A 13844-nucleotide genomic window follows, 5' to 3' on the forward strand; every position below is an offset into this window, starting at 1 on the left:
GGGGATGTGACGGATGTGGGCGCGTTCTCGGCCGGGGCTGTGCCCCGATCGCGTCCTATTCGGGTCTGCGGCTCCCGTCACCGAGCAGCAGTTCGACGGTGAGTTCGAGCCGATTCGCGACATCGGTCGCGGACGAGCGGCGTGTGAGCCAGGCCACCAGGTTCGACAGCCACACGTCGGAGATGACGCGGGCGACGGCCAACTGGTCCTCGGTGGGTTCGGTGTCCGTCATCGCGCGGGCGAACAAACGGTCCATCAGCTTGCCCACCTGATCGACCTCGGCGGCGGCGGACGCGTCGGCGAACATGAACGCGCGCGTCATCGCCTCGGTCAGCAGCGGGTCGCGCTGCATGGCCCGGGTGATCTGGCTGAGGATCAGCTGCATTCGCTCGAGCGGGTTCCGGCCCGGCGGGTTCTTTCCGCGTGAGTCGATCCGCTCGAACTCGCGGGCGAGCGCCGATACCAGCAGGTGCACCTTGGACGGGAAGTAGCGGTACAGCGTTCCCACGGCGACGTCGGCGCGTTCGGCCACGGCCCGCATCTGCACGGCTTCGTATCCGCCCTTGGAGGCCAGAGCCAGGGTCGCGTCGAGGATCCGCTTGCGCCGTTCCTTCTGCGCGTTGGAACTGAGATCGTCCTCGCCCAGCGTCGCCGCAGCGACCGTCGTGGACCGTGATCGAGAGCTGGTCGTCATTACCTGTTTTCCTTCGCGCCTTGACTCATGGCCAGGTGTCATATTAGAACACGTTCTAGACGAATGTGTCATTCAGGAGAGGCGGATACCCGTTGTGACTATCGCCACCACCGAGGAACAGAAGGCTGCAGCGGGTGCGATCCAGGCTTGGGCGCGGTCGACGGACCCGCTGGTCACAGTACGGCAAGGACCAGCAGATTCGTGGCGCACCTCGTGGCAGTCGTTCTCTTCGCTCGGAATTTTCTCGGTCGCCGTGCCCGAAGAGGTCGGTGGGTCGGGAGCGGAGATCGTCGATCTCGCCGCGATGCTCGAACAGGCCGCGACCGAACTCGTGCCGGGGCCTGTTCTCTCCACCGCACTGGCCGCTCTCGTCGTCGGGCGCAGCTCCGGCGCCGCCGCGAAACGGTGGTCCGAGGACCTCGCCGACGGCGCGATGCCGTGCGCGGTGGCTCTCGGCAACTCCCCGGTGAACGCGACGCTCGGCGCCGACGGCGGGTTGACGGTGACCGGCGACGCCGGATTCGCGATCGGCGGCGACACGGGCGTGTCCGTGCTGCTGCCTGCCGACACGGGCGAGGAGGTCGTGTGGTGCCTGGTCGACGGTGAATCCGACGGCTTGACCGTCACGGTCGCCGACACGATCGACAAGAGCCGTCCGCTCGCGCGGGTGCGGTGCGACGGGGTGGCGGTGGCGGCCGACCGCGTGGTCACGGGGGTGCGGGACGGGCTGGTGCCCGACCTCGCCGCGACCCTGGCCGCCGCGGAGGCGTCCGGCGTCGCGACCTGGTGTCTGCGAACGGCGGTGGAATACGCCAAGATTCGCGAGCAGTTCGGCAAACCGATCGGGTCGTTCCAGGCGATCAAGCACCTGTGCGCGGAGATGCTGTGCCGCGTCGAACAGTCCGGGGCCGCGGCGTGGGACGCGGCCGTGGCGGCGGAGGACGCGTGGAATGCGGACGGCGGCGAACTCCCGGTCGCGGCCGCGGTGGCGGCGACGATCACGCTCGACGCCGCCGTCGAGACCGCCAAGGACTGCATCCAGGTGCTCGGCGGCATCGGCTTCACCTGGGAGCACGACGCCCACTTGTACCTGCGCCGGGCGACGTCGCTGCGGCAGCTGCTCGGCGGCTCGGCCCGCTGGCGGGCGCGGGTCACGGAACTGACCCGGGCCGGCGCCCGCAGGCACCTGTCGATCGATCTGACAGGCCTGGACGACGAGCGGGCCCGGATCCACGCCGACATCGCGGACTTGGTGGCGCGGCCGGAGTCGGAGCGACGCGCGGCCCTCGCCGAGTCGGGCTACCTGGCGCCGCACTGGCCCGCGCCCTACGGGCGAGGTGCGCGCGCCGCGGAGCAGATCCTGATCGAGGAGGAACTGGCGGCCGCCGGGGTCGGCAGACCCGACCTCGTGATCGGCTGGTGGGCCGTGCCGACCATCCTCGAGCACGGCAGCGCCGAGCAGATCGAGCGGTTCGCCACCCCGACGCTGCGCGGCGAGATCATCTGGTGCCAGCTGTTCAGCGAACCCGGCGCCGGCTCCGACCTCGCGGCGCTGCGGACGTCGGCCGAGAAGGTGGGCGGCGGGTGGCGGCTGCACGGTCAGAAGGTGTGGACGTCGAGGGCGCAGGAGGCGGACTGGGCGATCTGCCTGGCCCGCACCGATCGGGAGACGCCCAAGCACAAGGGCATCAGCTACTTCCTCGTCGACATGACGAGCCCCGGCATCACCATCTCGCCGCTGCGCGAGATCACCGGCGACGCCCTGTTCAACGAGGTGTATCTCGAGGACGTGTTCGTGCCGGACGACCTGGTGGTCGGGAATCTCGGCGACGGCTGGAAGCTGGCCCGCACCACGCTGGCGAACGAGCGGGTCGCGATGGGAGGGGGCTCCTCGCTCGGTGCGGCGATGGAGGAACTGGTCGCACTCGCGGGCGACGGCGACCCGGTCACCGACGACACGCTCGGCCTGCTCATCGGCAACGCGCTCGTCGGCTCGCAACTCGAACTGCGCACCACCCTCCGGCAGCTGGACGGCCAGGACCCGGGGCCCGAATCGAGCGTCCGCAAGCTGGTGGGCGTCCGTCAGCGGCAGGCGGTCGCGGAATTCGCGATGGAACTCGGCGGCACGGACGGCTGGGTGGAGGGTCCGCTCGCGCGCGAGTTCCTGAACACCCGGTGCCTGTCCATCGCGGGCGGAACGACGCAGATCCTGCTGACCGTGGCGGCCGAGCGGATTCTCGGGCTGCCGCGCGGCTGAGCCGACTCGCGCTCGGCCTTCCGCGGGGTCCGGGATGGTGATACAACTAGAACACGTTCTAAATCGAAAGTGGGATTGTCAGCGTGGACTTCACTCGAGACGAAACCCAGGAGGCCGTGGCCCAGGTCGCGGCCGGACTACTGGCCCGCGACGTCGACGGCGACGCCCTCTGGGCGGCCTTCGCCGACGCCGACCTGCTGACCCTCGCGCTGCCGGAACGGCTCGGCGGTGAAGGGCTCTCGGTCACCGACGTGGGTGCGCTGCTCACCGAGGTCGGGCGGAAGGCGGCGCAGGTCCCGGCCCTCGCGACGCTCGGATTCGGGGTGCTGCCCATCGTCGCGCTGGGCGACGACGCGCAGCAAGATGCGCTGCTCACCGGTCTCGCCGACGGGCGCACATTTACCGCGGCGCTCGCCGAACCCGGGGCGCAGTTCCCGGCACGGCCGTCGGTGACGGCGGTCGCTGACGGCGACGGCCACTCCGTCACCGGGCGCGTGCTCGCGGTTCCGTACGCCGAGCAGGCACACCGGATCCTGGTGCCGACGGACGCCGGCGTGGTGCTGGTGGATCCGGCGGCGGACGGCGTCACGCTCACACCGACGCCCACGGCATCGGGCAGTCCCGAATTCGCGGTCACGTTCGACCGGGCGCGGGGCGAACTGCTCGCGGCCGGCGACGACGCAGTGCAGACGCTGTACCGGATCGCACTGGCGTCGATCGGGGCTGTGGCCGACGGGCTGCTCTCCGGTGCAACGGTTCTGGCGGGCGAGCACCTGGCCACCCGGCACCAGTTCGGCAAGCCGCTCGCGACGTTCCAGGCCGTCTCTCAGCAGATCGCCGACGTCTACGTCACGTCCCGCACCCTCCACGTGTCGGCGCTCGCAGCGTCGTGGCGGGTGTCCGAGGGCCTGGACGCACAGGACGATCTGGACGTGATGGCCTACTGGATCGCCGCCGAAGTGCCCGCCGCGATGCAGGTGCTGCACCACCTGCACGGCGGGATCGGCGTCGACGTGACGTACCCGCTGCACCGCTACTACTCGACCGCCAAAGACCTGGCCCGCCTCGTCGGCGGCGCCTCGTACCGACTCGACCTCGTGGGGGCCCGGTGTTCATCGATCTGACCGACGAGCAGCGGGAGCTGCAAGCGGAACTCCGGCGCTACTTCTCCGGGCTGATCTCCCCGGCCGAGGCGGAGGTGATGCGCACCGAGCGCCACGGCGCCACCTACCGCGAGGTCATCCGCCGGATGGGCAAGGACGGCTGGCTCGGGGTGGGCTGGCCGGTGGAGTTCGGCGGCCGCGGTTTCGGGGAGATCGAGCAGCAGATCTTCGTGAACGAGGCTGTGCGCGCCGATGTTCCGCTGCCGTCGGTGACGCTGCAGACGGTCGGGCCGACGCTGCAGACCTACGGCACCGAGGAGCAGAAGCGCAAGTTCCTGCCTGCGATCCTGGCGGGCGAGGTGCACTTCGCGATCGGCTACACCGAACCCGAGGCGGGTACCGACCTGGCGGCGTTGCGGACCACGGCCACCCGGGTGGGGGACGAGTACATCGTCAATGGCCAGAAGATCTTCACCACCGGCGGCCACGACGCCGACTACCTGTGGCTCGCCGTCCGCACCGGTTCGCCCGACTCGCGGCACCGCGGCATCTCCATCCTGATCATGGACACCAAGGACCCCGGTTACAGCTGGACGCCGATCATCACGTGCGACGGCGCCCACCACGTCAACGCCACGTACTACTCCGACGTCCGGGTGCCCGCGAACATGCTGGTGGGCGAGGAGAATCAGGGCTGGCGCCTGATCACCACCCAGCTCAACCACGAACGCGTCATGCTCGGGCCCGCCGGCCGGGTCGGGGGTCTCTACGACCGCATCCGCAACTGGGCGGCCGCGCACGACCTGCTCGGCGAACCGGACGTCCGGCGCGTGCTCGGCGAGATCCACGCGACGTACCGCCTCAACGAACTCCTCAACTGGCAGGTGGCGTCCAGTGAGTCGGATGCCGTCGACATCGCCGACGCGTCCGCGACGAAAGTGTTCGCCACCGAACGCATTCAGCGCATCGGCCGGCTCGCGGAGGAGATCGTCGGACGTTACGGCGACCCGTCCGAGCCGGAGACCGCCGACCTCGTGACGTGGCTCGACATGCAGGTGAAGCGCAACCTCGTCATCACGTTCGGCGGCGGCGTCAACGAGGTGATGCGCGAACTGATCGCGACAGCCGGCCTGAAACTTCCCCGAGTCCCGCGATAGGAGCGCCGCGCGAAATGAGTTCCGAACAGATTCTTGCTGCCGCAGAAGAGGTCCGGTCGGCGGGACCGAGCGCTCCCCGGCCCGGACGGGACCCGATCAACCTGCCGATGATCCGCAACTGGGTGGAAGCGATCGGCGACAGGAATCCGATCTACGTCGACGAGACGGCCGCGCGGGCAGCGGGACACGACGGCATCGTCGCACCGCCGGCGATGGCGCAGGTGTGGACGATGCAGGGCCTGAACGCAGTTCGGCAAACCGACGACCCGCTCGGGCGCATGACCACCATCCTCGACGAGGCCGGGTTCACGTCCGTCGTCGCCACCAACTGCGATCAGATCTACCACCGCTACCTGAAGGTCGGCGAGGAAGTCACCATCACCACGACCCTCGAGGACGTGGTCGGCCCGAAGAAGACGGGCCTCGGTGAGGGATGGTTCTTCAACACCCGCAGTGTGTGGCGCGACGCCGCAGGCGAACCGGTGGCCGAGATGCTGTTCCGGATCCTGAAGTTCATGCCGAAGACCGACCGGCCGGGGCCGTCGGGGAACGGGCAGGGCGCGTCCTACGACGACCTGGACCCGTCGAGAATGATGCGGCCCAGCGCCTCGCAGGACACCCAGTTCTTCTGGGACGGCGTGACCGCGCACGAACTGCGGATCCAGCAACGCGAGGACGGGACGCTGCAGCACCCGCCGGTGCCCGCGCTGTGGAAGGACAAGGCGGAGACGACGGATTACGTCGTCGCGTCGGGCCGCGGCACGGTGTTCAGTTACGTGGTCCATCACGCGCCGAAGGTCCCGGGGCGCTCGCTGCCGTTCGTGGTGGCGCTGGTCGAACTGGAGGAGGGCGTCCGCATGCTCGGCGAACTGCGCGGGGTCGCGCCCGCCGACGTGGCGATCGGGATGCCGGTGGAGGCGATCTACCTCGACTTCCCGGGCGACGACGAGACGGGCGGCGCGCCGTGGACCCTGTACGCGTGGCAGTGCGGAGCGAAGGAGCAGTCATGACGTCCACTCTCGATGTCGTAGTGGGAACGGCGCTTCCGGAACTGTCCGTCACCGGCGACCCGACGTTCGTCGTCTCGGCCGCGCTGGCGACGCGCGACTTCCAGGACGTCCACCACGACCGCGACCTGGCGCAGCAGCGCGGATCGAAGGACATCTTCGTTAACATCCTGACCGACACCGGTCTGGTGCAGCGGTTCGTCACGGACTGGGCGGGCCCGACCGCGGTGATCAAGTCGATCGCGCTGCGCCTCGGGGTTCCGTGGTACGCCTACGACACGCTCACGCTGAGCGGCACGGTGGCGTCGGTGGACGAGGGCGTCGTCACGCTCGACGTCGTCGGGAAGAACGGTCTCGGCGACCACATCACGTCGAAGGTGACCCTCGTCCTGGACGGACGCACGAACGGAGCGGGTGCATGAGCGGGCTGTCGGGCAAGGCTGTCATCGCCGGGATCGGCGCCACCGACTTCTCGAAGGACTCCGGGCGCAGCGAATTACGGCTCGCGGCGGAGGCCGTCACGGCGGCACTCGGGGACGCCGGGCTGACACCCGCGGACGTCGACGGCCTGACGTCTTTCACGATGGACACCAACACCGAAGCGGCCGTGGCCCGTTCGGTCGGCATCCCGGACCTGAAGTTCTTCAGCCGCATCCACTACGGCGGCGGCGCGGCGTGCGCCACCGTGCAGCAGGCCGCGATGGCCGTGGCCACCGGCGTCGCCGACGTGGTGGTGGCCTACCGGGCGTTCAACGAGCGGTCGGGAATGCGGTTCGGGCAGGTGAACTCCGGGCTGGTGCAGCAGGTGAACTCGTCCGGCACCGACAACGCGTTCTCCTACCCGCACGGCCTGTCGACGCCCGCGGCGTTCGTCGCGATGGTCGCCCAGCGGTACATGCACGAATACGGCGCCACGAGTGAGGACTTCGGACGGGTCGCGGTCACCGACCGCAAGCACGCGGCCACCAACCCGAACGCCTTCTTCCACGGCAAGCCGATCACCCTCGAGGACCACCAGAATTCCCGCTTCATCGCCGAACCGCTGCACCTGCTCGACTGCTGTCAGGAGTCCGACGGCGGCATCGCGATCGTCGTCACGTCACCGGGGCGGGCGAAGGATCTGAAGCAGAAGCCGGTCGTGATCGCCGCGGCGGCCCAGGGGAGCGGCAGCGACCAGTACATCATGACCAGCTACTATCGGCCCGAACTCGCGGGACTGCCCGAGATGGAACTGGTCGGCAGGCGGCTGTGGGATCAGGCCGGACTCGCACCGCAGGACATGGATCTGGCAATCCTGTACGACCACTTCACACCATACGTATTGATGCAGCTCGAAGAACTCGGCTTCTGCGGTCGCGGTGAGGCCAAGGACTTCATCGCCGACGGGACCATCGATCTCGACGGCAGCCTGCCGCTCAACACCCACGGAGGCCAGCTCGGGGAGGCCTACATCCACGGCATGAACGGCATCGCCGAGGGCGTGCGGCAGATCCGTGGCACGTCCGTCAACCAGGTCTCCGGTGCGCAGAACGTCCTCGTCACCGCTGGCACCGGGGTGCCTACGTCGGGGTTGGTGCTGACGGCCTGACACCGGCCCGCAACTGTCTGCGCGCAATGTGTTTCGCGACGTACCCGGCGTCGCGCCCCACCCCGCCGGTGAGCATCGACGCGAACGCCTGCAGGAACGGCAGTCCCACGAAATACAGCCCGGGATGGTCGGGTGAAACTCCACGGGACTGCTCCGGCCACCCGTCCGCACCGGTAATGGGGATCTGGATCCAGGTCGTGTCCTTGCGGAACCCGGTGCACCAGATCACGTTGCGGACGTCGAGCGCGGTGCCGTCGTCCAGTACCGGTCGGCCGTCGCGCACGTCGGTGACCTTCGCGGGGAAGTGGTCCACACCGGCCGCGGCCAGGTCGGCGCGCTTGACCCGCAGCAGTGGGCCGCCGCCCGAGCGGACGTGGGCGCGCATCTTCCGGCCGACGGGGGTGCGTTCCGTCAGAACGTGATTCGCCATGAACCACATGATCGGGATGGCGATGTGCGCGGCGCGTCCCTCGAGGTCGAACGGCACCTCACCGCGGACGGGACCGCAGATCGTGGTGCGATGCGAACGGGAGGTCTCCAGAGCGATGTCCGCGCCGGAGTGGCTGCACCCGACCACCAGCACCGGCCCGTCCTGCAGTTGGGAGGGATTGTGGTAATCGCTGGAGTGCAGTTGCCGGATCCGGGGGTCGAGGCGGTCGGCGAGGTCGGGGATGACCGGGGTCTGCCAGGTGCCGGACGCGACGACGACGTTGCCGGCCTCGTATCGGTCCGTTCCGGCGGTGACGACGTAGCGGTCGCCGAGACGGGTCAGTCCGTCCACGGTGACGCCGGTCCGGACCGGCAGCGCGAACCGCTCCGCGTAGGTCTCGAAGTAGTCGGCGACCTCGTCCTTCCCCGGCCACGACCACGCGGGGGCGGGGATTCCCCAGCCGGGCAGCCCGTCATATTGTGCGGGACTGTACAGGCGGAGCGAGTCGAACCGCTCCCGCCACACGTCCCCGACGCGGTCGTGGGCGTCGAGGATCACGAAGTTCTGCCCGCGTTCGGCGAGGTGGTAGCCGGTGGCGAGGCCGGCCTGCCCGGCACCGATCACGATCGTGTCGAAACGTTCTGTAGACATGGTGGGCCTTCTTCCCTCGGCGTTCGGTGGTTGTGCTCAACGTTATTGAGCGGACCGATCCGGGCGCGTCGGGAGAAAGGCGCAGATACGTACGACCGTATGGGTACTTTCATGCAGACGGGCCGACGAGGTGATGCTCGTAGGCATAGGCGGTGGCCGCCGACCGCGACGAGATCCCCAGTTTGACGAAGATGTTGCTCAGGTGGCGTGCGACCGTCTTCTCGCTGAGGAACAGTTCCGTCGCCACCGCCCGGTTGCTCTTGCCCGCCGCGACGAGGCGCAGCACGCACACTTCACGCGGGGTCAGCGGAGTGGAGTCCGCGGAGTCGGGACTGAACTCCGCCCGCAGTCGCTCGAGGTCGGGGAGCGCGCCCAGTTGCCGGTACGCGGCGGACGCGAGGTCGTGCTCCATCTGCGCGGTGTCGTCGTCGCCGAGGTCGCGGCACACCAGCGCGACCGACTCCCGGACCCGCGCGCACTCGTAGGGCGCGCCGACCTCCTGCCAGCGCCGCCACGCGTCGCGCAGAACGGTCCGCGCGTCGCTGCCCCGACCCTCGGCGTGCAGCACCGATCCTGAAGCCTGCGCGGCCAGGGCGCACAGATAGGGAATCCCGAATCGGGTTGCCGTCGAGTCGAGTTCGTCCGCAGCAGACCGCGCCGCCGGAACGTCGCCCGCGGCGAGCAGGATCTCCACGCACGCAGGCAGCAGCCGGGCGCGTTCCACGGCGCCGGTGGCTTCGTCCACCGCACAGCGGATCGACGCGGCCGCGCTGCCGACCCGCCCCTGCGCCATCCGCAGCAGCGCGAGCCCGGGTTGCGGGCGCCTGCCCAAGCGATTCGCCTCCAGGAACAACTTCTCGGCCTGCGCGACCTCGCCGCGCAGGCGGTGGAGGTCGGCTATCACGTAGGCGGCGGACCCGGCCGAGGGTTGCGCGCCGAGTCGTTCGTGCGCCCGCCGCGCCGAGTCCATCGCCATCGGCCAGTCGCCCTGCAGTTGCAGGATCTCGGCACGGTGGACGAGGCACTGACCGCGATAGGGGACGAGACCGGGTTGCGAAGAACACCATTCCTCCAGCGCCACAGTCCATTCCCTCGACCTCCGGAGGTCGCAGATGTTCTGGCACTGCTCGATCACGGCGCAGTACACGATCCCCGCGACCACCGGGGACACGTTGTCGGACGTCACCCCGACCATCGCCTCGTCGAACGCGGAGACCGCCTCCTCGACGTTCCCCAGCAGGACGAGCGAATGGCCGGTGCCCAGCACCCCGAGCGTCGTCAGATCCGGGTCGGCGAACCGGATGCCCACGTCCGTGATCGCGCGGAAGATGTCCCGGGCCGCGGTGCCGTCGCCGTCGTCGATCCGGCGCAGACCCTGCGGCACCAGCAGGTAGCCGCGCTCCGCGCAGTCCACCCCCGCGGTGTCCAGAAGTCGCTGGGCCTTGCCCAGCCAGCCGCCGCCGCGAGCGTGCTCGCCCCGCATGAGCAGGCCGAACGAGAGCCAGAACGCACACCGCGCCGAGCGCACCGGTCGACCCGTGCGGGTCCACTCGTGCACCGCCCGCTCCCACCATCCGGTGCTGGCGTCGTCCTCACCGAGCAGGTAGGCGGCGGTCGCGAGCAGTTCGAGATCGTCACCCGGCAGCGGGTCCTGCCGATCGGCGCTCGACAGGCGGGTGTAGGTGTCGCGCCAGTCTCGCCGGTCGAAGGCCGCACGGCCCGTCCGGAGTTCCGACGCCGCATCCGACATCATGGTCTCCTGCCGAAGATCTGCGCGCTGACCTGCTCGAATTTCAGACTACCGCCGCACAGTGCCTGCCCGGAACGTCGAATATTCCCCTGCACCTGTCGGTACCTCGAGTCACACTGGGTCGACACGCCAACGGATGGGAACTTCTGATGGTCGATGCGATAACGGCAGAGGGTCTGGTCAAGAAGTACGGCAAGGTCACAGCGCTGGACGGGGTCGACCTTGCGGTCCCCTCGGGAACGGTCATGGCCCTGCTCGGTCCGAACGGCGCAGGCAAGACCACGGCGGTGCGGGTCTTCACCACCCTCCTCGTCCCGGACGCCGGCCGCGCGCAGGTCGCCGGTCTCGACGTCGTCCACGACGCGCGGGTGCTCCGGTCCCGGATCGGCGCGTCGGGGCAGTACGCGGCCGTCGACGAGTACCTCACCGGTTTCGAGAACCTCGACATGGTCGGGCGGCTCTACCACCTCGGGGCCAAACGTAGTAAGGCGCGAGCCCGCGAACTGCTCGAACAGTTCGACCTGGTCGAGGCGGGCGATCGCCCCGTCAAGGGCTACTCGGGCGGCATGCGCCGGCGTCTCGACCTCGCCGGAGCGCTGGTGGCCGAGCCCGAAGTGCTGTTCCTGGACGAACCGACCACGGGACTCGACCCCCGCGCACGGCTGGCATTGTGGGATGTCATCGACAACCTCGTCGCCAGGGGCACCACCCTGCTGCTGACGACGCAGTACATGGAGGAAGCCGAGCGGCTCGCCGACCAGATCGCGGTGATGGACCACGGCTCGGTCATCGCCCGCGGAACCGCCGACGAACTGAAGGACCGCGTCGGTGGTGAACGCATCGAGTTGAGCGTCCGCGAGGGCGTCGACCTCTCCGTCGTGCGCGACGAACTGGCCCCACTCGCCGCCGGCGACATCGTCGTCGAAGAGAACGTCCGCCGGGTGACGGTGCCGGTGTCCGGCGGCGCGGATGCGCTCGTCGAGGCGCTGGGCCGTCTCTCGAACAGAGGAGTGAAGGTGTTCGACGTCGGTCTGCGCAGACCCACCCTGGACGACGTCTTCCTCACCCTGACCGGACACGAAGCCGAAGAGGAGCAAGTCTCATGAGCGCCCCACAGACGGCGTCCGTGCACACCGCGCTCGCGGACGGGCTCACGATCGCCAAACGCAACATGATCAAGATCAAGCGCGTCCCCGACCTCATCGTGTTCACCACGTTGTCGCCGATCATGTTCGTGCTGTTGTTCGCGTACGTCTTCGGTAGCGCGATCCAGGTTCCCGGAATGTCCTACCGCGAATTCCTGATCGCCGGGATCTTCACGCAGACAGTCATCTTCGGAGCCACGTGGACGGGCCTCGGGATGGTCGAGGACCTGCAGAAGGGGATCATCGACCGATTCCGGTCGCTGCCGATGGCCCCGTCCGCCGTCCTCCTCGGCCGCACGTCCACCGACGTCCTGATCAACATCGTCAGCCTCCTCGTGATGTCGCTGACCGGTCTGATCATCGGGTGGCGCATCCACTCGAGTCTCGGCGAAGCGCTCCTCGGCTACCTGCTCCTGCTGTTGTTCGCCTACGCCCTGTCCTGGGTGATGGCGGTGGTCGGACTCTGGATCCGCACCCCGGAAGTGTTCAACAACGCCAGTTTCATCGTCATCTTCCCGCTCTCGTTCATCGCGAACACATTCGTCGAGACCACCAACCTGCCCGGCCCGCTCAAGGTGATCGCCGAATGGAACCCGGTGTCCGCGGTGACACAGGCCGTGCGGGAACTGTTCGGAAACACCAACCCGGCCATGACCGTTCCCGACGCGTGGCCGTTGCAGCACCCGGTCATCGCCTCACTTCTCTGGTCGGCGGTGCTGCTGGTGATCTTCGTTCCGTTCGCCATCCGGCGGTACAAGAAGGCCGTCAGTCGCTGAGCGCGAGTCGGTCACCGCGTCGCGACAGGGATCACCCCCAACTGCTGGAGCATGGCGAGGACGTCCTTGTCCGACCACTTCTCCGCGATCCGCCCGTTCTCGATGCGGTGGATGACAGTGGCGGTCATCTCCATGCGGTTCCCCGTCGCGGGAATTCCGGGAAGATCGCCCGTGTGCGTGCCGGAGCACAGCAACCGGGTGACGACTTTGTCGCCCTCGGCAACCTGATCCTCTATCCGGTGCGTGCCCGGTGTGGCCTCCCAGAACAACCGGAATTCCTGTTTCAGTCCCTCGCGCCCCGATGCCTCGAGGCCGGGAAACGGCGCCGGTGAATGGTCGAGGTAGTTCTCGTCGACGAGTTCGTCCAGCGCGTCGATATTGCCTGCGTCGATCTCGGTGTAGAAACGCCGGATCAATTCCTTGTTCGTTTCCAGTGACATGACTCCATTGTCTGCCCGTCACGTCGCGGCGTATACCCACCTTCACCGGACGAACGGGACGCTCGTTGCGTCAGATCGAACGAGCGTCCCGTTCGTCCGAGGGTGCTACAGCTAGTGGAGTTCGCGCGGCGAGTCGACGTCGCGTCCCGATCCCAGATCGGAGCAGTCGACCGCCTCGGCGCCGTGGGCGTCGAGGTATTTCCGCGCGCCGGAGTCCCCGGTGAGGCTGCGCCGCAACGGGAGCCAGTGGTCCCGGCCGATCAGAACCGGGTGCCCGGGACGTCCGCCGTAGTGGGCCTGGCGGAGCGCTGACCGAGTGTCGTGTGGCGGGGTGTCGCCAGGGGTCGAAGCCACGCGCCGGACGGCGTCGGCGCCGAGGTCGGGGAGGTCGACCAGGGTGATGACGACGGCATCGACGTCGTCGAATGTCGCCGCGACCTCCAGTCCCCGACGCAGGGAAGCCGACAGCCCCGACTGCCAGTCGTCCGCGATCCCGACGGTGACGGGCACACCGTCGGGCAGGAGGTCCTCGGCCTCGTCGGCGCGGGCACCGAGCACCACGACGGTGGGCGCGCATCCGGCCTCCGACAGCACCCGGACCGCACGCGCCAGCCATGGTTCCCCGTCCGCGCCGACGACGAGTGCCTTCGGCATGCCCATGCGCGAACCGGCCCCGGCCGCGAGCAGCACGCCCCCGATCGTCATCGAACTCTCCCCGTCCCGCGCTGCATGCGTCCAACTTAATCCCCCCAGATCGATGACACCCGTCGCCTCGACAGCCGGAGGACGATCTGATTCGTCGTAACTGCAGATCGACTGGCATGGGAACGGCGATATCCTGTGAGG

The 13844-nt window shown here is 68.8% G+C and carries 13 protein-coding genes; 8 read left to right on the forward strand and 5 right to left on the reverse strand.

Annotated features, from left to right (window positions below; all coding sequences use genetic code 11):
* Positions 1-55 precede the first annotated feature (55 nt).
* Positions 56-694 (reverse strand): cholesterol catabolism transcriptional regulator KstR, encoded by a 639-nt coding sequence (kstR, locus tag CA951_RS25150; protein ID WP_005566090.1) that lies wholly within the window; start codon positions 692-694, stop codon positions 56-58.
* Positions 695-788: 94 nt separating this feature from the next.
* Between kstR and CA951_RS25155 the strand changes: the two genes are divergently transcribed.
* The 6 genes from CA951_RS25155 (at position 789) to CA951_RS25180 (ending at position 7806) form a co-directional block, all read left to right on the forward strand.
* Positions 789-2951, forward strand: coding sequence for an acyl-CoA dehydrogenase (locus CA951_RS25155; RefSeq protein ID WP_087559427.1), 2163 nt, complete (start codon positions 789-791; stop codon positions 2949-2951).
* A gap of 83 nt (positions 2952-3034) precedes the next feature.
* Positions 3035-4075 (forward strand): acyl-CoA dehydrogenase family protein, encoded by a 1041-nt coding sequence (locus tag CA951_RS25160; RefSeq protein ID WP_087559428.1) that lies wholly within the window; start codon positions 3035-3037, stop codon positions 4073-4075.
* Entirely contained in the window at positions 4060-5211 is a 1152-nt protein-coding gene (locus CA951_RS25165; RefSeq protein WP_087559429.1) for an acyl-CoA dehydrogenase family protein, read from the forward strand. Before CA951_RS25160 ends, CA951_RS25165 begins: the two co-directional genes overlap by 16 nt.
* A gap of 14 nt (positions 5212-5225) precedes the next feature.
* Complete coding sequence (locus CA951_RS25170; RefSeq protein ID WP_087559430.1) at positions 5226-6221, forward strand: bifunctional MaoC family dehydratase N-terminal/OB-fold nucleic acid binding domain-containing protein; 996 nt, start codon at positions 5226-5228, stop codon at positions 6219-6221.
* Positions 6218-6640, forward strand: a complete 423-nt coding sequence (locus CA951_RS25175; protein ID WP_087559431.1) for a MaoC family dehydratase — start codon at positions 6218-6220, stop codon at positions 6638-6640. Before CA951_RS25170 ends, CA951_RS25175 begins: the two co-directional genes overlap by 4 nt.
* Positions 6637-7806, forward strand: a complete 1170-nt coding sequence (locus CA951_RS25180; protein WP_087559432.1) for a lipid-transfer protein — start codon at positions 6637-6639, stop codon at positions 7804-7806. The genes CA951_RS25175 and CA951_RS25180 overlap by 4 nt, the downstream gene beginning before the upstream one ends.
* On the opposite strand, the gene CA951_RS25185 is transcribed toward CA951_RS25180, so the two are convergent.
* Both CA951_RS25185 and CA951_RS25190 read right to left on the reverse strand, forming a co-directional pair.
* Positions 7778-8887 carry an NAD(P)/FAD-dependent oxidoreductase gene (locus CA951_RS25185; protein ID WP_087559433.1) on the reverse strand — a complete coding sequence of 370 codons (1110 nt, stop codon included), beginning with the start codon at positions 8885-8887 and terminating at the stop codon, positions 7778-7780. The two genes, CA951_RS25180 and CA951_RS25185, sit on opposite strands and share 29 nt — an antisense overlap.
* A gap of 109 nt (positions 8888-8996) precedes the next feature.
* Positions 8997-10637 (reverse strand): helix-turn-helix transcriptional regulator, encoded by a 1641-nt coding sequence (locus tag CA951_RS25190; RefSeq protein ID WP_087559434.1) that lies wholly within the window; start codon positions 10635-10637, stop codon positions 8997-8999.
* Between the two features lie 149 nt (positions 10638-10786).
* Between CA951_RS25190 and CA951_RS25195 the strand changes: the two genes are divergently transcribed.
* On the forward strand, positions 10787-11743 hold the full coding sequence (locus CA951_RS25195) for an ATP-binding cassette domain-containing protein (RefSeq protein ID WP_087559435.1): 957 nt from the start codon (positions 10787-10789) through the stop codon (positions 11741-11743).
* Positions 11740-12558 (forward strand): ABC transporter permease, encoded by an 819-nt coding sequence (locus CA951_RS25200; protein WP_087559436.1) that lies wholly within the window; start codon positions 11740-11742, stop codon positions 12556-12558. Before CA951_RS25195 ends, CA951_RS25200 begins: the two co-directional genes overlap by 4 nt.
* A gap of 11 nt (positions 12559-12569) precedes the next feature.
* On the opposite strand, the gene CA951_RS25205 is transcribed toward CA951_RS25200, so the two are convergent.
* Together CA951_RS25205 and CA951_RS25210 are read right to left on the reverse strand one after the other, a co-directional pair.
* The gene (locus CA951_RS25205) at positions 12570-12998 is read right to left on the reverse strand and encodes an ester cyclase (protein WP_087559437.1); all 429 of its coding nucleotides are present in this window, start codon (positions 12996-12998) and stop codon (positions 12570-12572) included.
* Between the two features lie 111 nt (positions 12999-13109).
* Positions 13110-13703: an NTP transferase domain-containing protein gene (locus CA951_RS25210; RefSeq protein ID WP_087559438.1), complete on the reverse strand. Its 594-nt coding sequence runs from the start codon at positions 13701-13703 to the stop codon at positions 13110-13112.
* Positions 13704-13844 lie beyond the last annotated feature (141 nt).

It is taken from the genome of Rhodococcus sp. NCIMB 12038 (assembly GCF_002165735.1).
In the GTDB taxonomy this organism is placed as follows: Bacteria; Actinomycetota; Actinomycetes; order Mycobacteriales; family Mycobacteriaceae; genus Rhodococcus_F.

What these genes read in the sequence shown, in the direction of transcription:
- CA951_RS25170 (WP_087559430.1), top strand. Translation starts at nt 5,226, where the DNA reads ATGAGTTCCGAACAGATTCTTGCTGCCGCAGAAGAGGTCCGGTCGGCG.
- CA951_RS25180 (WP_087559432.1), top strand. Translation starts at nt 6,637, where the DNA reads ATGAGCGGGCTGTCGGGCAAGGCTGTCATCGCCGGGATCGGCGCCACC.
- CA951_RS25190 (WP_087559434.1), bottom strand. Translation starts at nt 10,637, where the DNA reads ATGTCGGATGCGGCGTCGGAACTCCGGACGGGCCGTGCGGCCTTCGAC.
- CA951_RS25175 (WP_087559431.1), top strand. Translation starts at nt 6,218, where the DNA reads ATGACGTCCACTCTCGATGTCGTAGTGGGAACGGCGCTTCCGGAACTG.
- CA951_RS25195 (WP_087559435.1), top strand. Translation starts at nt 10,787, where the DNA reads ATGGTCGATGCGATAACGGCAGAGGGTCTGGTCAAGAAGTACGGCAAG.
- CA951_RS25205 (WP_087559437.1), bottom strand. Translation starts at nt 12,998, where the DNA reads ATGTCACTGGAAACGAACAAGGAATTGATCCGGCGTTTCTACACCGAG.
- CA951_RS25200 (WP_087559436.1), top strand. Translation starts at nt 11,740, where the DNA reads ATGAGCGCCCCACAGACGGCGTCCGTGCACACCGCGCTCGCGGACGGG.
- kstR (WP_005566090.1), bottom strand. Translation starts at nt 694, where the DNA reads ATGACGACCAGCTCTCGATCACGGTCCACGACGGTCGCTGCGGCGACG.
- CA951_RS25185 (WP_087559433.1), bottom strand. Translation starts at nt 8,887, where the DNA reads ATGTCTACAGAACGTTTCGACACGATCGTGATCGGTGCCGGGCAGGCC.
- CA951_RS25210 (WP_087559438.1), bottom strand. Translation starts at nt 13,703, where the DNA reads ATGACGATCGGGGGCGTGCTGCTCGCGGCCGGGGCCGGTTCGCGCATG.